The sequence below is a fragment of the Achromobacter xylosoxidans genome (assembly GCF_014490035.1).
Taxonomy (GTDB): Bacteria; Pseudomonadota; Gammaproteobacteria; order Burkholderiales; family Burkholderiaceae_B; genus Achromobacter; species Achromobacter bronchisepticus_A.
Map to the genome: position 1 here is coordinate 5707444 of NZ_CP061008.1, position 22498 is coordinate 5729941.

Annotated in this window: 19 protein-coding genes; 12 read left to right on the top strand and 7 right to left on the bottom strand. The window is 67.5% G+C overall.

The features are described 5' to 3' along the window. The first annotated feature begins 112 nt into the window (after window positions 1–112). Genes IAG39_RS26470 through IAG39_RS26480 form a run of 3 tightly spaced genes read left to right on the top strand, consistent with a single transcriptional unit; the run spans window position 113 to window position 2177 of the window. Window positions 113–1372: an aromatic ring-hydroxylating dioxygenase subunit alpha gene (locus IAG39_RS26470; RefSeq protein ID WP_059371579.1), complete on the top strand. Its 1260-nt coding sequence runs from the start codon at window positions 113–115 to the stop codon at window positions 1370–1372. 2 nt (window positions 1373–1374) lie between these two features. Then, window positions 1375–1848 carry an aromatic-ring-hydroxylating dioxygenase subunit beta gene (locus IAG39_RS26475; RefSeq protein WP_059371578.1) on the top strand — a complete coding sequence of 158 codons (474 nt, stop codon included), beginning with the start codon at window positions 1375–1377 and terminating at the stop codon, window positions 1846–1848. A gap of 17 nt (window positions 1849–1865) precedes the next feature. After that, a complete protein-coding gene (locus IAG39_RS26480; RefSeq protein ID WP_059371577.1) occupies window positions 1866–2177 on the top strand; it encodes a non-heme iron oxygenase ferredoxin subunit in 312 nt (103 codons plus the stop codon). Between the two features lie 8 nt (window positions 2178–2185). Here IAG39_RS26480 and IAG39_RS26485 read toward each other — a convergent pair whose 3' ends face one another. From IAG39_RS26485 to IAG39_RS26500, 4 genes are all read right to left on the bottom strand, one after another. Next, window positions 2186–3016, bottom strand: coding sequence for a ThiF family adenylyltransferase (locus IAG39_RS26485; protein WP_059371576.1), 831 nt, complete (start codon window positions 3014–3016; stop codon window positions 2186–2188). A gap of 613 nt (window positions 3017–3629) precedes the next feature. Then, window positions 3630–5051, bottom strand: a complete 1422-nt coding sequence (locus IAG39_RS26490) for an efflux transporter outer membrane subunit (RefSeq protein ID WP_118932382.1) — start codon at window positions 5049–5051, stop codon at window positions 3630–3632. A gap of 5 nt (window positions 5052–5056) precedes the next feature. Continuing rightward, window positions 5057–7015, bottom strand: a complete 1959-nt coding sequence (locus tag IAG39_RS26495; protein ID WP_118932412.1) for a MacB family efflux pump subunit — start codon at window positions 7013–7015, stop codon at window positions 5057–5059. Between the two features lies 1 nt (window position 7016). Next, complete coding sequence (locus IAG39_RS26500) at window positions 7017–8201, bottom strand: efflux RND transporter periplasmic adaptor subunit (RefSeq protein ID WP_118932383.1); 1185 nt, start codon at window positions 8199–8201, stop codon at window positions 7017–7019. Between the two features lie 409 nt (window positions 8202–8610). Here IAG39_RS26500 and IAG39_RS26505 point away from each other — a divergent pair, with 409 nt between their 5' ends. From IAG39_RS26505 to purU, 6 genes are all read left to right on the top strand, one after another. After that, window positions 8611–9819, top strand: coding sequence for an MFS transporter (locus tag IAG39_RS26505; protein WP_118932384.1), 1209 nt, complete (start codon window positions 8611–8613; stop codon window positions 9817–9819). 2 nt (window positions 9820–9821) lie between these two features. Next, window positions 9822–10484 carry a gamma-glutamylcyclotransferase gene (locus IAG39_RS26510; protein WP_059371572.1) on the top strand — a complete coding sequence of 221 codons (663 nt, stop codon included), beginning with the start codon at window positions 9822–9824 and terminating at the stop codon, window positions 10482–10484. 105 nt (window positions 10485–10589) lie between these two features. Further along, complete coding sequence (pdxH, locus tag IAG39_RS26515; protein WP_059371571.1) at window positions 10590–11219, top strand: pyridoxamine 5'-phosphate oxidase; 630 nt, start codon at window positions 10590–10592, stop codon at window positions 11217–11219. Between the two features lie 38 nt (window positions 11220–11257). Next, window positions 11258–11782, top strand: coding sequence for a flavin reductase family protein (locus IAG39_RS26520; RefSeq protein ID WP_059371570.1), 525 nt, complete (start codon window positions 11258–11260; stop codon window positions 11780–11782). After that, window positions 11779–12888 (top strand): NAD(P)/FAD-dependent oxidoreductase, encoded by a 1110-nt coding sequence (locus tag IAG39_RS26525; protein ID WP_118932385.1) that lies wholly within the window; start codon window positions 11779–11781, stop codon window positions 12886–12888. The genes IAG39_RS26520 and IAG39_RS26525 overlap by 4 nt, the downstream gene beginning before the upstream one ends. Before the next feature lie 79 nt (window positions 12889–12967). After that, the gene (gene purU, locus IAG39_RS26530) at window positions 12968–13822 is read left to right on the top strand and encodes a formyltetrahydrofolate deformylase (RefSeq protein ID WP_059371568.1); all 855 of its coding nucleotides are present in this window, start codon (window positions 12968–12970) and stop codon (window positions 13820–13822) included. A gap of 33 nt (window positions 13823–13855) precedes the next feature. Here the strand turns inward: purU and IAG39_RS26535 are convergent, their stop codons facing one another. Next, window positions 13856–15523, bottom strand: coding sequence for a SulP family inorganic anion transporter (locus IAG39_RS26535; protein ID WP_187774066.1), 1668 nt, complete (start codon window positions 15521–15523; stop codon window positions 13856–13858). Between the two features lie 253 nt (window positions 15524–15776). Continuing rightward, window positions 15777–16679: a LysR family transcriptional regulator gene (locus tag IAG39_RS26540; RefSeq protein ID WP_059371566.1), complete on the bottom strand. Its 903-nt coding sequence runs from the start codon at window positions 16677–16679 to the stop codon at window positions 15777–15779. A gap of 125 nt (window positions 16680–16804) precedes the next feature. Here IAG39_RS26540 and IAG39_RS26545 point away from each other — a divergent pair, with 125 nt between their 5' ends. Genes IAG39_RS26545 through IAG39_RS26555 form a run of 3 tightly spaced genes read left to right on the top strand, consistent with a single transcriptional unit; the run spans window position 16805 to window position 20675 of the window. Continuing rightward, window positions 16805–18505 (top strand): acyl-CoA dehydrogenase family protein, encoded by a 1701-nt coding sequence (locus IAG39_RS26545; protein WP_118932386.1) that lies wholly within the window; start codon window positions 16805–16807, stop codon window positions 18503–18505. 47 nt (window positions 18506–18552) lie between these two features. Then, window positions 18553–19536 (top strand): Bug family tripartite tricarboxylate transporter substrate binding protein, encoded by a 984-nt coding sequence (locus IAG39_RS26550; RefSeq protein ID WP_059371564.1) that lies wholly within the window; start codon window positions 18553–18555, stop codon window positions 19534–19536. An 11-nt stretch (window positions 19537–19547) separates the two neighbouring features. Further along, window positions 19548–20675, top strand: a complete 1128-nt coding sequence (locus IAG39_RS26555) for a CaiB/BaiF CoA transferase family protein (protein ID WP_118932387.1) — start codon at window positions 19548–19550, stop codon at window positions 20673–20675. 12 nt (window positions 20676–20687) lie between these two features. Here IAG39_RS26555 and ggt read toward each other — a convergent pair whose 3' ends face one another. Continuing rightward, window positions 20688–22445, bottom strand: a complete 1758-nt coding sequence (gene ggt, locus IAG39_RS26560) for a gamma-glutamyltransferase (RefSeq protein ID WP_118932388.1) — start codon at window positions 22443–22445, stop codon at window positions 20688–20690. Window positions 22446–22498 lie beyond the last annotated feature (53 nt).

Genomic DNA, 22498 nt, shown 5'->3' on the forward strand with positions numbered 1-22498 from the left:
GCCCATGCAGCGCCGGCTCTGCAGGATCGCGCCCGCGGTCCGCCGAACCAAGGAGACACGCCATGCGTACCTGTACGCTGTCCGCCGCCGCGCCCTGTCGCCGGAGCGGATCATGAACGCCCCCGAGCAGCCCATCCAATTCGCCCCGCGCTGGCAGGACGACGGATCCCACCGCATCCCCTTCGGCGTCTATACCGATGCCGCCCTGCATCAGCGGGAAATGGAGCGGTTCTTCTACCGCGCGCACTGGAGCTACGTGGGCCTGGAGGCCGAGATCCCCAACCCGGGCGACTTCAAGCGCACCGCGGTGGGCGAACGCTCCGTCATCCTGCTGCGCGACAACGACGGCCAGGTGCGCGTGGTGGAAAACGTGTGCGCCCACCGCGGCGTGCAGTTCTGCCGCGAACGTTCCGGCAACCGCAGCGAATTCGTCTGTCCGTACCACCAGTGGAACTATGACCTGCAGGGCAACCTGATCGGCGTGCCGTTCCGCCGCGGCGTCAAGCAGGACGGCAAGGTCAACGGCGGCATGCCGCCCGATTTCAAGCCGGAAGAACATGGCCTGACCAAGCTGGCCGTGGCCTGCCGCAACGGCGTGGTGTTCGCCTCGTTCGATCACGATGTCGAACCGCTGGAGGACTATCTGGGGCCGGACATCCTGCACTACTTCGACCGCGTCTTCGACGGCCGCGAACTGGTGATCCACGGCTACAGCCGCCAGCGCATCCCCGGCAACTGGAAGCTGATGCAGGAGAACATCAAGGATCCCTACCATCCGGGCCTGCTGCACACCTGGTTCGTCACCTTCGGCCTGTGGCGGGCCGACAACCGCTCCGAGCTGAAGATGGACCGGCACTTGCGCCACGCCGCCATGATCTCGACGCGCGGCCAAGGCGGCAAGGGCAGCGTGACCAGCGGCGTGTCCAGCTTCAAGGAACAGATGTCGCTGAACGACGACCGCTTCCTCGATATCGTGCCGGAGCCCTGGTGGAACGGCCCCACCGCCGTGCTGATGACGCTGTTCCCCAGCGTCATCATCCAGCAGCAGGTGAACTCGCTGTCCACGCGCCACATCCAGCCCGTGGGCCACGACGCCTTCGATTTCGTGTGGACGCATTTCGGCTTCGCCGACGATACGCCCGAGATGACGCGCCGCCGGCTGCGCCAGGCCAATCTGTTCGGCCCGGCGGGCTTCGTGTCGGCGGACGACGGCGAGGTCATCGAGTTCTCGCAATCGGGCTTCGAGCAGAAGCCCTGGCACCGCAGCGTGGCGGAACTGGGCGGCAAGACCGCCGAAAACACCGACCACATGGTCACGGAAACGCTGATCCGCGGCATGTACGCGTACTGGCGCCGGGTCATGGAGGCCTGACGATGCTGGACTTTCACCTCTACTACCAACTGACCTGCCTGTACAACGACTACGCCGCCGCGCTGGACGCTGAGGAATGGGAAAAGTGGCCCGATTTCTTCCTGGAAGACTGCGTGTACAAGGTGCTGCCGCGCGAGAACCACGAGCGCGGCTATCCGCTGGCGACCATGTCCTTCGAAAGCCGCGGCATGCTGAAGGACCGCATCTACGGCGCCACCGACACCATCTTCCACGATCCCTACTACCAGCGCCATGTGGTGGGCGCGCCGCGCGTGCTGTCGGTGCAGGGCGACCGCATCGAGTCCGAGGCCAACTACGCCGTGTTCCGCACCAAGCCCAGCCAGTTGACCACGGTATTCAACGTGGGCCGCTACCTGGATGTGGTCCGGCTCGGTCCGGACGGGCTCAAATTCGAATCGCGGCTCTGCATCTTCGACAGCGAGCTGGTGCCGAATTCGCTTATCTATCCCATCTGAACAAGGAAACGACAGTAATGAGCACGCAATGGATCAAGGCCATCGCGCGGGACGAGGTGCCTGAAGACGACGTCATCGCGGTGCAGGCCGGCGGCCGCGAGATCGCGCTGTATGGCGTGGACGGCGAGGTCTACGCCACCGCCAACCTCTGTACGCACGGCAATGCGCGGCTGTGCGACGGCTTTCTGATGGGGCATGAGATCGAATGCCCGCTGCATCAGGGGCGCTTCGACGTGCGTGACGGGCGCGCGCTCTGTTCGCCGCTGCGCGAGAACATTGCCACCTATCCGGTCAGGATCGAGGACGGCGTGGTATTCGTGGCGCTATAGCGCCTTTGTCAGACCGCGAGGCGCAGCGCCTCGTTCGCGGCCGCCATGCCCATGGCGGCCGTGACGGTCACGACCGAGCCGTAGCCGGCGCAGGACAGGCCCTGCGGCGCCAGGGTTTCTCCAGAGGCGCCCATATCGTCCTCGCCTTCGGTGGGGCGGGTCCAGGCGTCGGGCAGGATGGCGGGCTGGTCGAACCACAGGGCGTGGATACCCATTTTCGGCACACGCTTCAGGGCCTTGCCGTTCTGGTCGGAAGCCCGCGGAAAGCCATGCTCGCGGCGCAGCTTGTTGCGCAACTTGGACAGCAGCGCGTCGTTGACCGCGGCCGACAGGTCGCCGGCGCGCAGGGCCAGCGGATCGGTCTTGCCGCCCGCGCCGCCGCACAACAGCATGGGCACGCCGATTTCGCGCGCATGCAGGATCATCGCGATCTTGGCGGCGGCCTGGTCGGTGCAGTCGATGATGACGGAGTACGGGCCGGGCAGGACCTGGGCGACGTTCTCGGGCGAAACGAAATCATCCACCCGCGTCAGCCGGCACTCCGGATTGATCGCCAGCACGCGTTCGGCCATGGCATCGACCTTGGACTGGCCCAGCGTCTCGGTCAGCGCGTGGATCTGGCGGTTGACGTTGGATTCGGCAATGTGGTCCAGGTCGATGAGCGTCAACGCCCCTACCCCGCAGCGCGCCAGGGCCTCGACGGTCCAGGAACCTACGCCGCCCAGGCCGGCGACCGCCACATGGGCGTTGCGCAGGCGGGTCGGGGCTTCGGGGCCGTAGAGGCGGGAGAGGCTGCCGAAGCGGCGGTCGAGGTCGGCGGTGGGGTCGGGGGTGTTCATGAGGGCGTATTTTATTGCAGGCGGATGGTTGGGTTCTTAAGACGCCTGGCACGGCGGCGGCCGGGGTGGCGCGGGGCAACGATTGCGGTCCGGAGCCTTCGCTCCGGACTTCCCCGTCGTCATCCTCGTCACCGCCTCCGGCGGTTCCTTCGGATTCCCTCGGGCTTATCGACGCCCCGCGCCACCCCGGCCGCCGCCGCGCCAGGCTCCGCTTATTGAATCTTGCCGGCCGCTGGGACGGGTGGCGTGCTTGACGTTCTTCTCCCCGGTTGAGGAGAGAAGAAGATCTTGCAGGGACGCCAAAGACGGCCGCGCGGGCGGCCTTCTTTGGCATATGGATATCGTTAGTCGTGCGAGAGACGCTGCGCGCTGATGCAGGCCCGCGTTCATATGCAGCTCGTCGACCAACAACGCTTCCTGCTCGAGCACGGACGATCATCAGCGCGCAGCGCCATCACAAATCGCAAGACACCGCGTAAGCCCCAATAGGCCGCCCGGGCGGCCTATTGGGGCGAGCATCGTAAGACCTTCGCCCACCCCCACCGTCCGCGAGAACCCTACGAAGTCCGGTCACCCCAGCTGACGTCAAGTTTCCAAAGCGGAGCCTGGCGCCTTAAGAACCCGCCGCCGCACCGCCAGCAGACTCAGCATCATCCCCACCGAGCGCCTGATAAACCGTCACCTGATTCACCAGCCGATTCAACATATTCTCATCCCGCGAAACCTCAGCCACCCGCCGCTTCTCCTGCGCATCCAGCCAATCCTTCAGCGGCACGGCCCCCGCCCGGTAGCGCACTTCGTACAGCCGCTCGGCCTCGCGCGCCGCGCGCAGAGATGCGTCCAGCTGTTCCGCCTGCAAGCGCAGTTGCGTGCGATTGGACAACGCGTTCTCCACGTCCGCCATCGCCTGGTACAGCGCCTGCCGGAAATTCACCACACGCTCTTCGTAGTCGGCCTTGGAGATCTTGATGTTGAGCTGCATCTGGTTCCATTGCAGGAACGGCAGCGTCAGCGCCGCCCCCAGCGAGCCTACCGGGTTCTTCAGAACGTCGGACAGCGAGGGACTCGAGCTTCCCAAGGCGCCGGTCAGCGTCAATGGCGGATAGAAGCTGGCGCGGGTCGCGTCAACGGTGGACAGGGACTGGCGCAGGCGCAGTTCGGCGGCGCGCAGGTCGGGACGGCGGCCCAGCAGGTCGGCCGGCACGCCGGCGCGCGCTTGCGGCAAGGGATAGCCCGGCAACCGCGCCGGGTCGGCCATCATGCGGTCCGGCGGGCCGTCGAACAGGATGGTCAGCGCGTTGGCGTACTCCACGCGCTGCTGCACCAGCAGCGTATGAGCGGCTTCCTGGCTGGCCACGGTCTGTTCGGCCTCGGCCATTTCCAGCGCCGACGCGCCGCCCGCCGCGTACTGCGCCCGCACCAGATCCTGCGTCTTGCGCGCGTAGGCGATGCTCTCGGCGCTGCTGGCGATGCGCTGGTTGATGAAGGCGGTCTGCCAGTACAGCGTGGCGGTAGTGCCCACCAGGGACAGCGCGGCGCTCTGCCGGTCCTGCTCGGTCGCCAGAGCGTCCCATTGCGCCGCGTCGCGCTGGCTGGACAGCTTGCCCCACAGATCCGCTTCGTAGCTGACGGTCAACTGCACGGCGTTGGTCCGGGTAATGGCGCGATCGCCGTACAGGTTGCGGTTGCGCGTCACATCGGCATTGCCGCCCAGTTGCGGCAGCAGCTTGTCCTCGGTGATTCCAGCCTGGTACTGCGCCCGGCGCACGCGGATCGCGGCGGCGGCCAGGTCGTTGTTGCGCGCCAGCGCGGCGTCGACCAGGCCGTTGAGCGTCGGGTCGTTGAAATTGCGCCACCACTCGCCGCCATCGGCCAGCGGCCCGGCCTGGAAGTCGCCGGCAAGCGCATGGGTCCAGGCCGCGGGGGTGGACGTCAGCGGCCGTTCGTAGTCCGTATGCAGCAGGCTGCCGCAGCCGGCCAAGGCCAGCAGCAACGCCAGGGCGGCGGGTTTGCAGATCAGGGAAACCGCTTTCATCTTCCTCATTCCCGGGCCAGGGCCTCGACGGGATCCAGACGCGCCGCATTGCGCGCCGGCAAATAGCCAAAAAGCACACCGATCAAGGTCGAGCAGCTGAACGCCGCCACCATCGATGTCGTGGAATAGATCATCTGGAACGACCCGCGCGTCGCCTTGGAAACCAGCACGCCCAGCCCCAGCGACAGCACGATGCCGATGGCGCCGCCTATCAGGCACACCAGCACCGCTTCAATCAGGAACTGCTGCATGATGTCGCTGCGCCGCGCCCCCACCGCCATGCGCACGCCGATCTCGCGGGTACGCTCGGTCACGGAAACCAGCATGATGTTCATGACCCCGATGCCGCCCACCATCAGCGAGATGAGCGCAATCATGGACACCAGCAGCGTCATGGTCGCGGTGGTGCGTTCGATGGTCTTGCGGATCGCGTCCGTGTTGAACACGAAGAAATCCTTGGTCACGTGGCGCCGCGTCAGCACGCGCACGATGGCCTGTTCCGCCGCGGCGGGCGGCGAAGCGTCATTGACGCGCACCGTGATGCTCTTCAGATGCTGCTGGCCCAGCACGCGCGACAGCGCCGTGGTGTAGGGAACCCAGACGTTCAACGAGTCATTGCTGCCGAAGACGGTTTCCTTCTTTTGCGTCACCCCGATCACGCGCGCCGGCATCGATCCCAGAAATACCACTTGCCCGATGGGCTCGGTATGCGAACCGAACAGCTTGCGCCGGGTGGCGTCATCGATCACCACTTCCTGCGCGCGCCGCAACACGCTGGTTTCGTCGAAGAACTTGCCCTGGGCCAGCTTGATGGCGCGCACGCGGAAATATTGCTCGCCCACGCCCTGGATCACGCCGGTCACCGACACGTTGCGATAGCGCAGCGTGTTGCTGGTCGAGACTTCCGGCGTGACGCTGTCCACATAGGACTCGCGCGCCAGGGCGTCGGCGTCGGCCGGCACCAGGGTGCGGATATTCACGGCCTTCTCGTCACCGAAGTCCTTGCCCGGAAATATCTCCACCGTGTTGGTGCCGATTTCGCTGATGTCGTCCAGGATCTTGCGGCGCGAGCCTTCGCCCAGCGCCACCACCGACACCACGGCCGCGATGCCGATGATGATGCCCAGCATCGTCAGCGAGGTGCGCAGCCGGTGCGCGTTCATGGCCAATAGCGCCATGCGCAGCGCCTCGCGGCAACGGTCCAGGTAAGCCTGCCAGACGGGCCGCGCGGCCAGCGCCGGCGCGTCTTCCTTGATGCGCTCGGTCCGCGGCGCGTCGGGATTGCGCTTGTCGGCGACGATCTCGCCGTCGCTGATCTCGATGATGCGCTGGGCGTGGCGCGCCACGTTCATGTCGTGCGTGACGATGATGATGGTATGGCCGGCCGCGTTCAGTTCTTCCAGGATGCGCAGCACCTCCTGGCCGGTGTGCGTGTCCAGCGCGCCGGTCGGCTCGTCGGCCAGGATGATGTCACCGCCATTCATCAGCGCGCGCGCGATGCTGACGCGCTGCTGCTGGCCGCCGGACAGCTGCCCGGGCCGATGCCCGGTCCTGTCGCCCAGGCCCAGCCGCCGCAGCAGTTCGTCGGCACGCGCCAGGCGCGCCTCGCGCCGCTTGCCGGCGTAGACGGCCGGCACCTCGACGTTGCCCTGCGCGGTCAGGTCCGACAGCAGGTGGTAACGCTGGAAGATGAAGCCGAAGTGCTCGCGGCGCAGTTCGGCCAGTTCGTCCGGGTCCAGCTCACCCGTGCTGCGCCCGTCGACCCGGTAATCGCCGCGGGTGGGACGGTCCAGGCAGCCCAGGATGTTCATGAGCGTGGACTTGCCCGACCCGGACGCGCCCACGATCGCCACCATCTCGCCGGACTCGATGGCCAGGTTGATGTCCTTCAGGACCGCGATGGTCTGCTCGCCCGCGGGAAACTCGCGGCGCACGCCCTTAAGCGAGATCAGAGGCCCGCTCATGTCAGGCTCCCGGCGTGGCGGCCGGCGCGGCATCCGCCGACACGACGCGCTCGCCCACCTCCAGCCCTTCCAGCACCTGCGCCTGGACGTTGTTGTTCATGCCTATCCTGACCTGGCGCGTTTCGGTCTTGTTGTCCTTCAGGACCACGCGCACGGCGTAGCGGCCGTCCTGGCCGCGCTTGCCCAGCGCCGAGGCCGGCACCACCACCGTGTCCTTGGCCTCGCCCAGCACGATGAAGACCTGGGCGGTCATGGAGATGCGCAGCTTCTCGTCCGGGTTGGGCACGTCGAACAGGCCGTTGTAGTAGACGGCGGCGGTGGTGGAGCTGCCGCTGGCCGATCCGGTCAGGGAAGACGTCGCGTCGTCCTTCTGCACCGAATCCGGCGCCGGTTCCACCGCGCGCAGCTGGGCGCGGTAGCGCTCGTCGGGCTCGCCCAGGATGGTGAAGTACACCGGCAAGCCCGGCTTCACGCGGGTGACGTCGGCTTCCGAGATCTGCGCCTTGATGGTCATGGTGTCGACCTGAGCCACTTTGATGATGGTGGGCGCGCTCTGGATGGAGTTGACGGTCTGGCCTTCCTTGGTCACCACCGCGACCACCATGCCGTCGATGGGCGAGACGATGCGGGTGTAGCCCAGGTTGACGCGGGCGGTGTCGACCTGGATCTCGGCCTGCGCGATCTGCGCGTCCAGCGAGGCGATCTCGGCGCGGGTCACGCCCAGCGTCGCCTCGGCGCTCTCGTAGGCCTCGCGCGAACTGGCGTCGGCCGCCAGCATCTGCCGCTGGCGGCGGAAGGCCAGCTCGGCCTGCTTCAGCGTGGCGACCTTGGCGGCCCGCTCGGCGCGGCGGGTCTGCAGGGCGGCCTCGGCGTTGCGCAGCTCGTTCTGCTGGGTCATGTCGTCGATCTCGGCCACCAGCTGGCCCTTTTTGACGCGGTCGCCCAGCGCCACCTTCAGGGACTTCAGCTGGCCGGTGGCCTGGGCGCCGACGCTGACGCGTTCGATGGCGTCGATGGTGCCGCTGGCCAGCACGCTGTCTTCAAGATCGGCGCGCGTGACCTCGGCCACCGCGAAAGTGGGCGGCGGCGTCGCGGAGAAGAACGCGGCGCGCACGCCGAACACGGCTAACAGGAGCAAAACGGCGATCAGGGAGTAGCGCTTGAACTTGCTGCGGGACTTTTTCATTGAACCTGCCGGATGTAGCGCCGGCTATCGGGCCGGCGCCGGTATTGCGAATTGCGGACCAGGCAAGCGACCTTGCCCACGATGCTTGCTCATCCTAAACGTGTCGTCCGCCGGAACCATCGACGATCTGTGGCAAAACGGTGAAAAACAGTAAAGCGGGCCGGAACGTCAAGGTCCGCGTGATTGTTCCGTTGCATGAACGATACAACGCTTTGTCCGTGACTCGCGAAAGCCCTTGCCCGTAGATGCGGCGAACGTGCCGCCATCTTGCGCCATAAGCATGCGAGTTCGCCCCTAGATAGCCGCCATCATGCGATTGGCGCCAATATGCGTTTGCGGCGCTGCAAAACAGCCACGCCTCGACATAGGGCGACGATATGGCCAGAATGAACGCAGTTAAGCCGTATCCGTGTCCACTTCTCATAGATCCCCCTCTTCGTCACCCAGTTCCCCAGAGTTTTCCGGGGCGGTGCTTTTGTGCCTCCTGGCCATGATGAACCACGTGGCGCTCACAGGGGGACGGATCACCGTCTCACTCACCGCGCTGCAGATGGGGCTGTCGACCTTCAAGGTGGGCACGCTGGTTGCGGTGTTCGCGGTACTGCCCATGCTGTTCTCGGTGCGCGCCGGCCGCTGGGTCGACCGGGTCGGCATCGTGCGGCCGCTGGTCATCGGCACGGCCCTGGTCGCCTCCGGCACCGCGCTGCCCTTCATCTCCCAGACCCAGTTCGCCCTGCTGATTGCCTCCTGTTGCATCGGTATCGGCTTCATGTTGCATCAGGTCGCCACGCAGGATCTGCTGGGCCACGCCGAACCGGCGCAGCGGCTGCGCAATTTTTCCTTCATGTCGCTGGCGCTGGCGGGGTCCGGATTCTCGGGCCCGCTGATCGCCGGGCTGGCCATCGACCATCTGGGCACGCGCCTGGCCTTCGGCCTGCTGACCTTGGGTCCGCTGATTTCGGCGGGCGGGCTTTATGTGTTGCGTCACCAATTGAAGGCAGTGGATTCGCAGCTGTCAGGCAAAAAAGAGGCCGAAAAGCGGCGCGTTACCGAATTGCTGGAAGTGCCGGCATTGCGCCGCATATTGATGGTCAACACGATTTTGTCCGGCGCGTGGGACACCCATTTGTTCGTCGTGCCCATTTTCGGCGTCGCCATCGGCCTGTCAGCGACCACGATCGGCATCATTCTTGCGTCCTTCGCGGCGGCTACTTTCGTTATCCGCCTGATATTGCCCTTCATCCAGCGCCGCGTGCGGTCCTGGACGCTGGTGCGGGTAGCGATGGCGACAGCAGCCATCGATTTCATGCTTTACCCGCTGTTCACCGACGTTAACGTCCTGATCGTGTTGTCTTTCATCCTCGGTCTGGCCTTGGGCTGCTGCCAGCCGAGCATGCTCTCGCTGCTGCACCAGCATTCTCCGCCAGGCCGCGCCGCCGAGGCCGTGGGCCTGCGGATGGCCCTGATCAACGGCTCGCAGGTGTCCCTGCCGTTGACCTTCGGCGCGCTCGGTGCGGTAATTGGCGTTGCCCCCCTCTTCTGGGCGTACTCCGTGGCCCTGATGGCCGGAGGCTGGGCCAACCGCAATCCCCCGATCGAATCTGAACGCAAAGCGTAGCCGTGAACATGCTGTCCTCTCCTCCCGCCGCCGGCAATTCCGGCGCCAGCCTGCCCTTTCGTCTTTGGACTGCGCAAGAGCGGCAGGAATCGCTGGACGAGGCCCTGCGCCACTGGCAATCGGGCGAAGACGTGTGGGTCTACGGCTACGGTTCCCTGATCTGGCGGCCCGACTTCGATTTCGTCGAGCGCCGGCTGGCGACCCTGCGCGGCCACCACCGGGCGCTATGCCTGTGGTCGCGGGTCAACCGCGGCACCCCGGAATGCCCGGGTTTGGTATTCGGCCTGGACCGGGGAGGCTCCTGCCGCGGGGTGGTCTACCGCCTGGCGGGCGACCAGGTGCCGACCTATTTCCCCGCGCTCTGGGAGCGCGAGATGTCCACCGGCGCCTATCTGCCCCGCTGGATCAACTGCGCCACCGATACCGGCACCGTGCGGGCGCTGGTCTTCATCATGAACCGGGACAATCCGGCCTACATCCGCGCCCTGCCCGAGCCCGAGCTGCTGGCCATCGTGCGCCGCGCCGCCGGCCGCTATGGCCCCTGCACCGAATATGTGGTGCAGACCGCCCAGGCGCTGCGCGCCGCCGGCATCCATGACGCCCGCCTGGACGCCATCGCGCGCCGGCTGGAGCTGGACGCGCACACGCTGCCGGAAGGCGCCTGAGGCCCGGCCTCGGGAAATCTTGCCTGCGCCCTGAGCGGGGTCAATAAGGGTACCGCCTTCCAGGCGGTATAAACTCCTTGTTATCAACGCTGAACTACTAGCCCCATGTCCGTCTCTGATCTGCGTCAAAGCTACGACAAGAACGTGCTGCTCGAAGGCCAGGCTGCCGCCTCCCCGTTCGAGCAGTTCACCCGCTGGTTCGACGAGGCCCTGGCCGCCAAGGTCCCCGAACCCAACGCCATGACCCTGGCCACGGTGGACGCCAGCGGCCAGCCCAGCGCGCGCATCGTCCTGATCAAGGGCTTCGATGAGCGCGGGTTCACGTTCTTCACCAATTACGAATCCCGCAAGGGCCTGGACCTGCAGGCCGAGCCGCGCGCCAGCCTGCTGTTCTTCTGGCAGCCGCTGGAGCGCCAGGTCCGCATCGAAGGCGTGGTCGAAAAAGTGGCCGGCGACGAGTCGGACGCCTACTACCACAGCCGGCCCGCCGGTTCGCGCATCGGCGCCTGGGCCTCGCGCCAGAGCCAGCCCATCACCCGTGAAGAGCTGGAAGCCCGCGAACAGGAATTCCGCGAGCGCTTCGGCGAACAGCCGCCGCGCCCGCCGCACTGGGGCGGCTACCGCCTGAAGCCCACCGCCTTCGAATTCTGGCAAGGCCGGCCTTCGCGCCTGCATGACCGCCTGCGCTATGTCGCCGACGGCCAGGCCTGGAAGATCGAACGCCTGTCGCCTTGATGCCGGGCGCCTCGCGCCTGCCCCCAATTAACGATTGCATGACCGCCTCCTCCCCTGATTTTGACGCCGCCTTTTTCCGCACCGCGCTGGGCCGTTACGCCACGGGCGTGACGGTCGTGACGACCGCCGACCCCGATGGCGCGCCCATCGGCCTGACGGTCAGCTCCTTCAATTCCGTGTCGCTGAACCCGCCGCTGGTGCTGTGGAGCCTGTCGCGCAGTTCGTCGTCGCTGGCGGCCTTCGAGCAGTGCGAGCGCTACGTCGTCAACGTACTGGGCGCGGAGCAGATCGCGCTGGCGCGCCGCTTCGCCACCGGCAAGACGCCGGACCGCTACGCCGGGCTGACGGTGCACCACGCGCCGGGCGGCACGCCCATGCTGGACGGCCATTGCGCCGCCTGGTTCGAATGCCACAACCGCAGCCGCTATGTCGAGGGCGACCACGTCATCATGGTGGGCGAAGTGGAGCGCTGCGGCCATAGCGGCGAGCCGCCACTGGTCTTCCATGCCGGCGGTTTCGACCTGACCCCGGCAGGCGCCCGTTCGGAAAGGAAAACGCCATGAGCGTGGATGTGGATTGCGTCGTCATCGGCGCGGGCGTGGTGGGCCTGGCGATCGCGCGCGCGCTGGCCCAGTCCGAACGCGAGGTGTTGGTGGCGGAAGCCACCGAGGCCATCGGCACCGGCACCAGCTCGCGCAACTCCGAAGTCATACACGCCGGCATCTACTACCCGGCAGGCAGCCTCAAGGCGCGCCTCTGCGTGCGCGGCAAGCACCTGCTTTATTCCTATTGCGCCGAGCGCGGCGTGCCCTATAAACGCCTGGGCAAGCTCATCGTCGCCACCGACACCGAGCAGGCCGCGCAACTCGAAGGCATCGCCCAGCGCGCCCGCGCCAACGGCGTCGACGATCTGCAATTCATCTCCGGCGAGGACGCCATGCGCCTGGAGCCCGCGCTGCGCTGCGCCGCGGCGCTGTCCTCGCCGTCCACCGGCATCGTCGACAGCCATGCGTTGATGCTCTCGTTCCAGGGCGACGCCGAAAACGCGGGCGCCCAGTGCGTCTTCCACACGCCGCTGGAGTCGGCCCGCGTCCGTCCCGAGGGCGGCTTCGAGCTGCAATTCGGCGGCGACGACGCCATGACCCTGAGCTGCAACGTGCTGATCAATTCCGCCGGCCTGCACGCGCCGGCGCTGGCGCGCCGCATCGAGGGCCTGCCCGCGTCCAGCATCCCCCAGGATTACCTGTGCAAGGGCAGCTATTTCACGCTGTCTGGCCGCGCGCCGTTCTCGCGCCTGATCTACCCGGTGCCGCAGCATGCCGGCCTGGGCGTGCACCTGACGCTGGATCTGGGCGGCCAGGCCAAGTTCGGCCCCGACACCGAATGGGTCGAAACCGAGGACTACACGCTGGACCCGGCCCGCGCCGAAGTCTTCTACGAGGCCGTGCGCAGCTATTGGCCGGCCCTGCCCGATGACGCGCTGGCGCCCGGCTACACCGGCATCCGCCCCAAGATCTCCGGCCCGCACGAGCCCGCGGCCGATTTCGTCATCGCCGGCCCGGCCGCGCATGGCGTGCCCGGCCTGGTGAACCTGTTCGGCATAGAATCCCCGGGGCTGACCTCCAGCCTGGCCCTGGCCGAAGAGACCCTGGCCCGTCTGAACGGATGATCTCCGCGCCGTGCATGCCGCGCGTGGCGCCATCAATAAATACTGTCACCTTTTCTCCTTTTTCTCCTCTCCCTGAACCATGCAGCACAACGACTACATCCTGACCCTGTCCTGCCCCGACCGCACGGGCATCGTGTACCGCGTCAGCGGCCTGTTGTTCGAATTGGGCTGCAACATCCTGGATTCGCAGCAGTTCGGCGACGAAGAGACCGGCCGCTTCTTCCTGCGCGTGCACTTCGACGTGCCGGCGGGCGTGTCCGTGGATGATTTGCGGGCGCGGCTGGATGGCATGTCCGCCGAGTACGGCATGGAGCTGAAGCTGCATGACGCCCGCCGCAAGGAACGCCTGCTGATCATGGTCAGCAAGCAGGGGCACTGCCTGAACGACCTGCTGTTCCGCGTGCATAGCGGCCATCTGCATGCCGAAGTAGCCGCCATCGTCTCGAATCACAACGACTACGCCAGCCTGGCCGCTTCCTACGGCATCCCGTTCCACTACCTGCCGGTCACCGCCGACACCAAGGCGGAACAGGAAAAGCAGGTGCTGGCCCTGGTCGATCAGGAAGGCATCGACCTGGTGGTGCTGGCCCGCTACATGCAGATCCTGTCGGAAGACATGTGCCGCGCGCTGAACGGCCGCGCCATCAACATCCATCACAGCTTCCTGCCCAGCTTCAAGGGCGCCCGTCCCTACCACCAGGCGCATGCGCGCGGCGTCAAGATCATCGGCGCCACCGCCCACTACGTGACCTCGGACCTGGACGAAGGCCCCATCATCGACCAGGACATCGAACGCGTGGACCACACGATGACCGCCCAGGACCTGACCCAGGTCGGCAGCGACATCGAATCCCTGGTGCTGTCGCGCGCCGTGCGCAGCCACGTCGAGCACCGCATCCTGCTCAACCGCAACAAGACCGTCGTCTTCCGCTAGGAAGATGGGGGCTCCCAGGCCCCCACCAACCGTCTAACCGCCCTCGGCCTCCAGCGCCAGGGCGGCAGCCGTGGCGCCCGCCACGTCGGGCTGCAGATGACCTTGCAGTCGCTTGTACAGGCCGACGCGGCGCACGATGTCCTGCGGCTGCCCCATCAGGCCCGAGACGATCAGCGCCACGCCACGCGTCTCGCACGCCTTGCTCAGTGCTTCGAGCGCTTCGGCGCCGGTCGAATCCACGTAGATCACGTTCTTCAGGTCCAGCACCAGCGCCCGGGCCGGCAGGCGGTCTTCCAGCGATTCCACCAGCTTGGTCGCGCCGAAGAAGACGGTGCCGTACAGGCGCCAGACCTCGATCTTTCCATCCATGCCAGCCAGCAAGGGCTGCTCGGCGGCCGTGATGCGCTCGGCGCGCGACAGGCTGGAGATGCGGTAAATGAAGGTCAGGCAGGCGGCGAAAATGCCGAATTCGACCGCGACCGTCAGGTCGAAGACCACCGTCAGCACGAACACCGACACCAGCGTGATCCGGTACGGCAGCCGGTAGCTCTTGAGCCGCGCGAACTCGCGCCATTCGCCCATGTTCCAGGCCACGAACATCAGGATGGCCGCCAGGGTGGCCAGCGGTATCGAGGCCGCCAGGGGCGCCGCCGCCAGCATCACCACGAGGAGCACCAGCGCGTGCACCATGCCCGCGACGGGGCTGGTGGCGCCGCTTTTCACATTGGTCACGGTGCGCGCAATCGTGCCCGTGGCCGGCATGCCACCGAAGAACGGCGTGACGAAGTTGGCGACGCCCTGGGCCATCAGCTCCTGGTTGGGGTCGTGCCGGTCGCCTATCATGCCGTCGGCCACCCGCGCGCACAGCAGCGACTCGATGGCGCCCAGCGCCGCAAGCGTGATGGTGGGCATGAGCAGGAAGCGGGCCGACTCCCAACTGAACGCAGGCAACGTGAAATCCGGCAGCGCGGCCGGAATGCCGCCGAAGCGGCTGCCGATGGTTTCCACGGGCAGGCCGAACACTGCCACCGCCGCGGTCGCCAGCACCAGCGCGATGATCGAGCCCGGCACGCGGGCCAGCCTGGCCGCCCGCTGGCCGCCCCATTTAGGCAGCCAGCGCTGCCAGCCGACGATCACCGCCAGCGACAGCAGCGCGATGCCGGCCGCCCAGGGATTCAGCGAGGACAGATGGCTGCCCAGCGCGCCCAGGATGCCGAAGAAGTCACCCGGCATCTTGGGGATCGCCAGGCCCAGGAAATCCTTGACCTGCGACAGCGCGATCAGCACCGCAATGCCGTTGGTGAAGCCGATGATCACCGCCACCGGGATGAAACGCACCAGCGTGCCCAGCCTGAGCAGCCCCATCACGAACAGCAGCACGCCGGACAGCGCCGTGGCGATGATCAGATTGGCCACGCCGTACTGCTGCACGATGTCGTAAACGATGACGATGAAGGCGCCCGCCGGTCCGCCGATCTGCACCCGGCTGCCACCCAGCAGGGCGATCAGGAAGCCCGCGATGATGGAAGTGAACAGCCCGGCCTCGGGCTTGAGGCCCGACCCGATGGCGAAGGCCATGGCCAGGGGCAGCGCGACCACGGCCACGGTGAGGCCCGCGCCCAGGTCCTGGGCGAAGCGGACACGGTCGTAATCGCGCAACGCGTCGAAAAGACGCGGATGAAACGAAAAAGGAATTTCCACGAAAGACTCCGGAGAAGCGGAACCGAAAAACCCTGCAGTGGGGTTCAGTACTTCGCCGGAGGGCCGCAATGGCGCAGCCTGGTGATGAAACGCCTGCGGCGCGTGAGCGGCAGGACTGGACGGTAGGACATGGCTGATACCCGGAATTCGCGTTCGTATGCAAACGGTTCCCTCCCTGGCCGCCGGACTGGCGGCGCGGGGATACCGCTAACGATAAGCCTTCGGGCGGGCTCTGCCTAGCCGGCGGCGGATTTCACGGGGTTTCCGGGGACTCCCAGCCATGCCTCCCCGCCATTTCCACCGCTTTTTCCTGCAGCGGCGTACGTCCGGCCTCGGGCCAGATCATCTGGCTGACCGAGCGGGCCGCGTGCTCGAAGGCGATGAAGCGCGTCCCCGCCAGCCCGCTGCGCGACAGGCAGGCCGGCACGATGGACACGCCCAGTCCCTGCGACACCAGCGACGCCACGCTCAGCCAGTGCCGGACCTCGTGCCGGATCACGGGCATGAAGCCGGCCGACACGCACATGGACAGCACCGTCTCGTAATAACTGGGCGAAGCGGCCCGGGCGAAGAACACGAAATCGTCCGCGGCCAATTCCGCCAGCCGCAGGGATTCCCGGCTGGCCAACGGATGCGCCTGCGGCAGGCACACCACGAAAGGCTCGGCCATCAAGTCGCGCGCCAGCACGCCTGGCGGCACCGGATTGGCGTGGATGAAGCCCAGGTCCTGCTCGCCGCGGCGCACGGCCTCGATCTGGTCATGGGAATTCAATTCGGTCAGCACGTGTTCCACGTCCGGCAGCCCGGCGCGCATGGCGTTGAGCAGCGCCGGCAGGCCGCGGTACAGCATAGAACCCACGAAGCCGATGCGCAGCCGCCCGCGCAGGCCCGCGTCCACGCGCTGCACCAGCGTGCGCACCTCTTCCGCCTGGCGCAGCAGCGTCAGGGCTTCCCGGTACAGCACCTGGCCGGCGTCAGTCAGTTCGACATGGCGGCTGGTGCGGGTCAGCAGGCGCGCGCCGACGTTGTCCTCCAGTTGGCGGATGGCGTAGCTGAGCGGCGGCTGGGAAATGTGCAGCCGCGTGGCCGCGCGGCTGAAGTGGCGTTCTTCGGCCACGGCGATGAAATAGCGCAACAGGCGCGGATCCAGGTCCATTTGTCTCCCCTGGGACTGCAATCCATACTTTTTTTGGATTGTTCTACACACAAACAGTATTTGTATAGATTAATCCATGCAAGCACCATCACAGGCATCGTTCCCGTCTTCAGCAGGATGCCGCCATGGATACCCCCGTCAAGACCGCGCCCACCGCCGCCACGCCCGTTCCGGATTCGCGCGGGCAGAACCTGTTCAGCGCGGACCCTTACGCCGAGGCGCTCAGCCGGCGTTACCTGCCGCCCGCGCTGCACGCCCATCTGCTGCCCCACCTTGAACGGCTGGGCGCGCTGGCCGGCGGCGTCATGGACGAACTGGCCGCCACCGCCGACAAGCATCCGCCCACGCTGTCCGTGCGCAGCCGCGCCGGCGCCGACGAATCGCGCATCGACAAGCATCCGGCCTACGTCGAACTGGAACGCCTGGCCTACAGCGAATTCGGCCTGGCTGCGCTGTCGCACCGCGGCGGCGTGCTGGGCTGGCCCGAACCCATGCCCGCGGCCGCCAAGTACGCGCTCAGCCACCTGTTCGTGCAGGCCGAGTTCGGCCTGTGCTGCCCGGTCAGCATGACCGACTCGCTGGCGCGCACCCTGCGCAAGTTCGGCTCCCCGGAACTGGTAGAGCGGGTCCTGCCCGAAGTGACCTCGCAGGATTTCGATGCGCTGCGCCAGGGCGCCATGTTCATGACCGAACAGGGCGCCGGGTCCGATGTCAGCGCCACCGAAGTGACCGCCACCGCACAGGACGACGGCACCTGGCTCATTCACGGCGACAAATGGTTCTGCTCCAATCCGGACGCGGGCTACGCCATGGTGCTGGCGCGCAGCGAAGCCCAGCCCGGCCTGAAGGGCGTATCGCTGTTCCTGCTGCCGCGCGACCTGGCCGACGGCACGCACAACCACTACCGCATCCTGCGCCTGAAGGACAAGCTGGGCACGCGCTCGATGGCCAGCGGCGAGATCCGCCTGGAAGGCGCGGTGGCCTGGCTGGTGGGCGAGCGCGGCCGCGGCTTCAAGCATATGGCCGACATGATCAACAACTCGCGCCTGTCCAACGGCATGCGCGCCGCCGGCCTGATGCGCCGCGCCGTGACCGAAGCGGTCTATGTCTCGCAGCACCGGCGCGCCTTCGGCAAGCGCCTGATCGACATGCCGCTGATGCAGCGCCAGTTGGTCAAAATGACGGTCTGGGCCGAACAGGCCCGCAGCGTGATGTTCCAGACGGCGCGCGCGCTGGCCGACGCGGACCGGGGCGCGGCCGATCCGGCGCTGGCGCGCATCCTCACGCCGTTGATCAAGTTCCGCGCCTGCCGCGATGCCCGCAAGGTGACCGGCGACGCCATGGAAGTGCGCGGCGGCTGCGGCTACATCGAGGAATGGACCGAACCGCGGCTGGTGCGCGACGCCCATCTGGGCTCCATCTGGGAAGGCACCAGCAACATCGTGGCGCTGGACGTGCTGCGCGCCATCACCCGCGAAAATTCGCTGCCGGCGCTGCGCAGCCATATCGACGGCCTGCTGGCCGCAGGCCGCCCCTGCCCGCCCGAACTGGCCGACATGCAGGCGCGCGCGCTGGAGCAGACCTATGCGCTGGCCGAACACGCCGCGCAGGCCGACCGCCCCGAATTGGCACGCCAGGCGGCTTCGCTGCTGTACCACGCGGTGTCGATGGCCGCCCTGCGCTGGGAAGCCACCGAACCCGGCCTGGAAAGCCGCGCGCTGCTAGCCGACCAGGTGCTGCAGCACCGCCTGGGTCCGCGCGATCCTTATGCCATCCCGGCCGACGAAAGCGCGGCGTGCCGGGCCATCCTGCAGTACGCGCTGTAAGCACCGACGCCGGCGGCACAGCCGGCGCGCAACCACTGGAGACAAGCATGAACCGAACCCTCGCCTCTTTGCTGCTGGCGGCCGCCGCCATCGCCCCCGCCGCCGCGCCCGCACTGGCCGCGGACGCCTATCCCTCGGCCCGGCCCGTGACGCTGATCGTGCCGTTCCCGCCGGGCGGTCCCACCGACGCCCTGGCGCGCAGGCTGGCCGACAAGCTGCGGCAGCCGCTGAACCAGAACGTCATCGTCGAAAACCGCGCGGGCGCCGGCGGCAACATCGGCTCGGAATACGTGGCGACGGCCAAGCCGGACGGCTACACCCTGCTGTTCGGCACCTCGGGGCCGCTGGCGATCAACGTCAGCCTGTACAAGAAGCAGGGCTACAACCCCGAGACCAGCTTCGCGCCCATCATTCGCATCGGCCACCTGCCCAATATCCTGGTGGTGAACCCGTCGGTGCCCGCCAACAACGCGCAGGAACTCATCGCCTACGCCAAGAAGAACCCGGAAAAGCTGAGCTACGCCTCGTCGGGCAACGGCGCCTCGTCGCACCTGGCCGGCATACTCTTCAACAACATGGCCGGCACCCAGATCATGCACATCCCCTACAAGGGCACGGGACCGGCGCTCAATGACCTGCTGGGCGGGCAGGTGTCGATGTCGTTCACCGACATCCTTACCGCGCTGCCCTACATCAAGGCGGGCAAGCTGCGCGCCATCGGCCTGGCCAGCGCCCAGCGCTCGGACGCGCTGCCCGACCTGCCCACGCTTTCGGAGCAGGGGCTCAAGGGCTACGACGTCAGCGTGTTCTTCGGCATCGTCGCGCCCAAAGGCACGCCGCCTGACGTGGTGGACACGCTGAACCGCGCCTTCAAGACCGCGCTGTCCGATCCCGAGGTCGCGCAGACGCTGCGCAGCCAGGGCATCGTTGAAGCCCAGGACCAGACGCCGCAGGGCCTGGCGACCTTCATCTCGGCCGAAGTGCCCAAATGGCGCGACCTCATCAAGAGCGCCCACGTTTCCATCGACTGAACGGACCCCACATGGCTGCAACCCTGCCCAACGCCGGCGCGCTCGCCGGCTGCAAAGTGATAGACCTGTCGCGCGTGCTGGGCGGCCCCTATTGCACGCAGATCCTGGCCGACCACGGCGCCGACGTGCTGAAGATCGAGCCGCCCGGCGGCGACGAGACGCGCGGCTGGGGGCCGCCCTTCCTGGGCGATACCGCGTCCTATTTCATCGGCGTGAACCGCAACAAGGACGGCATGACGCTGGACCTGTCGCAGCCCGCAGGGCAGGAATTGCTGCGCCATCTGCTGATCGACGCCGACGTGCTGGTGGAAAACTTCAAGCCCGGCACGCTGGAGAAATGGGGCTTGGGATACGACACGCTGAGCCGCGACTTCCCCGCGCTGATCCATTGCCGCGTCAGCGGCTTCGGCGCGGACGGTCCGCTGGGCGGCCTGCCCGGCTACGACGCCTGCGCCCAGGCCATGTGCGGCCTGATGAGCGTGAACGGCGACGCGGACGGCGAAGCCACCCGCGTCGGCCTGCCGGTGGTGGACATGGTGACCGGCCTGAACGCGGCCGTGGCGATCCTGCTGGCGCTCAATGAGCGTACCCGCAGCGGCCTGGGCCAGTTCCTGGACATCACGCTGTACGACTGCGCCCTGTCGCTGCTGCATCCGCACGCGCCCAACTACTTCTACAGTGGCAAAGTACCCGCGCGCAGCGGCAACGCACACCCGAACATCGCCCCCTACGAAACGCTGCCCACCGCCAGCGGCCCGATCTTCCTGGCGGTCGGCAACAACCGCCAGTTCGCGCAGCTGGCGCAGACGCTGGACGCGCCGGGGTTGGCGGACGATGCACGCTACGCCACCAACGCCGACCGCCTGCGCAACCGCCAAGCCCTGCGCGGCGACCTGTCCGCGCTGCTGGCGGACCACGACGCCGCCGCGCTCGCCGACCGCCTGCTGCGTTGCGGCGTGCCCGCGGCCGCCGTGCAGACCGTGGACCAGGCGCTGGCGCATCCGCACACCCGCCATCGCGGCATGGTGCTGGAACAAGGCGACTACCGGGGCGTAGGCTCGCCGATCAAGCTGTCGCGCACGCCGGCCACGCTGCGCAAGCTGCCACCGGCGCTGCGTCCCGCCGACGCCGGCGAATAAGCCCGCGCGGCCTCAGCCGCCCTGGGCCACGCCTTCGCGGCGCGGATCGGCGCCGCCCTGCAGCCCGCCCGCCTCGATCACGATGCCGTGGATGCCGCTGGGGAATTCGGTGATGCGCACCGGATGCCCCATGCGCTCAAGCTCTGGCGCCAGCGCCTCCAGCGCGGTGCCCTTCTCCAGCTCGGTGTCCTTGTTGCGGCTGCCCATGTTGGGCAGGTCGATGGCCGCCTGGATGTCCAGGCCCCAGTCCAGCACGCCCACAATGGTCTTGGCCACGTAGTTGATGATGGCGCTGCCGCCCGGCGAACCCACCAGCAGATAGGGCTTGCCGTCGCGCAGCACGATCATCGGCGCCATCGAGCTGCGCGGGCGCTTGCCTGGTTCGATGCGGTTGGCGACGAGGCGGCCCTCGGGATCCTTGTAGGACGAGGAAAAATCCGTCATCTCGTTGTTCAGCAGGAAACCGCGCACGAAGATCTTGCTGCCGAATTCGTTCTCGATGGTGGTCGTCATGCTCAAGGCATTGCCCTGGGCGTCCACGGCCACCAGATGGCTGGTCGAGGGCAGCGCCAGGGCGTCGTCCTTGCCCAGCGACAGCAGCTTGCCTTCCGGATCGCCGGGCAGCGCCACCTTCATGCTGCGGTCTGGCTGGATCAGCGCGCCGCGCGCGCGCAGATAGGCCGGGTCCAGCATGGCGCGCACCGGCACCCGCACGAAATCCGGATCGGCCACGTAGAAATCGCGGTCGGCGAACGCCAGCCGGCCAGCTTCGGAAAAGTAATGCACCGCCTCCAGGCTGCCCGGCTTGTAGCGGCCAAGGGGAAACTGCTCCAGCTCGCCCAACATCTGCAGCACCGCGATCGGGCCGCTGCTGGGCGGCCCCATGCCGCACAGCTGGTAGCCGCGATAGGCGCCGCAGACGGGATCGCGCGTCTTGGCGCGATAGCCCGCCAGGTCGGCCAGGGTCAGGTCGCCAGGCACGGCGTGGCCGCGCACGGCGGCGACGATATCCCGGGCGATATCGCCCTGGTAGAACGCGTCCGCGCCTTGCTCCGCCACCGCGCGCAGCGTGCGCGCGAACTCGGGGTTCTTCAACACGTGGCCCACCGGCCAGGGCGCGCCGTCGGGCGCATAGAAATAGGCCGCGGCCGCGGCTTGCGTGCGCAGCTCCTTGTTGCCGGCCAGGAGCTTGTGCAGGCGCGGCGACACGGCAAAGCCTTGTTCGGCCAGGCGGATAGCGGGCTGGAACAGGTCGACCCAGGGCAGCACGCCCTGTTCCTTGTGCGCCAGCTCCAAGCCTCGCAGCAAGCCCGGCACGCCCACTGCCAGGCCACTGTTCACCGCGCGGGCGAAGGACACCGGCTTGCCGTCCGCATCCAGGAAACGCTGCGGCTGGGCCGCGGCGGGCGCGGTCTCACGGCTGTCGTACGTCTGGATGCGGCCGCTCTTGGCCGAATACACCACCATGAAGGCGCCCCCGCCGATGCCCGACGATTGCGGCTCCACCAGATTCAGCACGAGCTGAGCGGCGATGGCGGCGTCCACGGCGCTGCCGCCCCGGCGCAGCATCTCGTCGCCGGCCTGCGTCGCCAGCGGATTGGCCGATGCCATCATGAAATGCGGCGCGCGCACCAGCTGGCGCGTCTGCATGCCGCTGGCGGCCTCGGGGTTCAGATCCTCGGCGGCCTGCGGCGTGCGCGCCCAGGCCGCAGGCATGGCGGCAAGCGCGGCGGCAAGCATGAGGGCGACGGCGTGGCGGGGTGCGCGCATGGGAAGCTCCGGTGTGCGCCGGCGTTCCGGCAGGGGTTCATGATAGTCAAGGC

Excerpts from the sequence above, each read along its gene's own strand:
- IAG39_RS26470 (WP_059371579.1), top strand. The coding sequence starts at position 113 with ATGAACGCCCCCGAGCAGCCCATCCAATTCGCCCCGCGCTGGCAGGAC.
- IAG39_RS26475 (WP_059371578.1), top strand. The coding sequence starts at position 1,375 with ATGCTGGACTTTCACCTCTACTACCAACTGACCTGCCTGTACAACGAC.
- IAG39_RS26480 (WP_059371577.1), top strand. The coding sequence starts at position 1,866 with ATGAGCACGCAATGGATCAAGGCCATCGCGCGGGACGAGGTGCCTGAA.
- IAG39_RS26485 (WP_059371576.1), bottom strand. The coding sequence starts at position 3,016 with ATGAACACCCCCGACCCCACCGCCGACCTCGACCGCCGCTTCGGCAGC.
- IAG39_RS26490 (WP_118932382.1), bottom strand. The coding sequence starts at position 5,051 with ATGAAAGCGGTTTCCCTGATCTGCAAACCCGCCGCCCTGGCGTTGCTG.
- IAG39_RS26495 (WP_118932412.1), bottom strand. The coding sequence starts at position 7,015 with ATGAGCGGGCCTCTGATCTCGCTTAAGGGCGTGCGCCGCGAGTTTCCC.
- IAG39_RS26500 (WP_118932383.1), bottom strand. The coding sequence starts at position 8,201 with ATGAAAAAGTCCCGCAGCAAGTTCAAGCGCTACTCCCTGATCGCCGTT.
- pdxH (WP_059371571.1), top strand. The coding sequence starts at position 10,590 with ATGTCCGTCTCTGATCTGCGTCAAAGCTACGACAAGAACGTGCTGCTC.
- IAG39_RS26520 (WP_059371570.1), top strand. The coding sequence starts at position 11,258 with ATGACCGCCTCCTCCCCTGATTTTGACGCCGCCTTTTTCCGCACCGCG.
- IAG39_RS26525 (WP_118932385.1), top strand. The coding sequence starts at position 11,779 with ATGAGCGTGGATGTGGATTGCGTCGTCATCGGCGCGGGCGTGGTGGGC.
- purU (WP_059371568.1), top strand. The coding sequence starts at position 12,968 with ATGCAGCACAACGACTACATCCTGACCCTGTCCTGCCCCGACCGCACG.
- IAG39_RS26540 (WP_059371566.1), bottom strand. The coding sequence starts at position 16,679 with ATGGACCTGGATCCGCGCCTGTTGCGCTATTTCATCGCCGTGGCCGAA.
- IAG39_RS26545 (WP_118932386.1), top strand. The coding sequence starts at position 16,805 with ATGGATACCCCCGTCAAGACCGCGCCCACCGCCGCCACGCCCGTTCCG.
- IAG39_RS26550 (WP_059371564.1), top strand. The coding sequence starts at position 18,553 with ATGAACCGAACCCTCGCCTCTTTGCTGCTGGCGGCCGCCGCCATCGCC.
- IAG39_RS26555 (WP_118932387.1), top strand. The coding sequence starts at position 19,548 with ATGGCTGCAACCCTGCCCAACGCCGGCGCGCTCGCCGGCTGCAAAGTG.
- ggt (WP_118932388.1), bottom strand. The coding sequence starts at position 22,445 with ATGCGCGCACCCCGCCACGCCGTCGCCCTCATGCTTGCCGCCGCGCTT.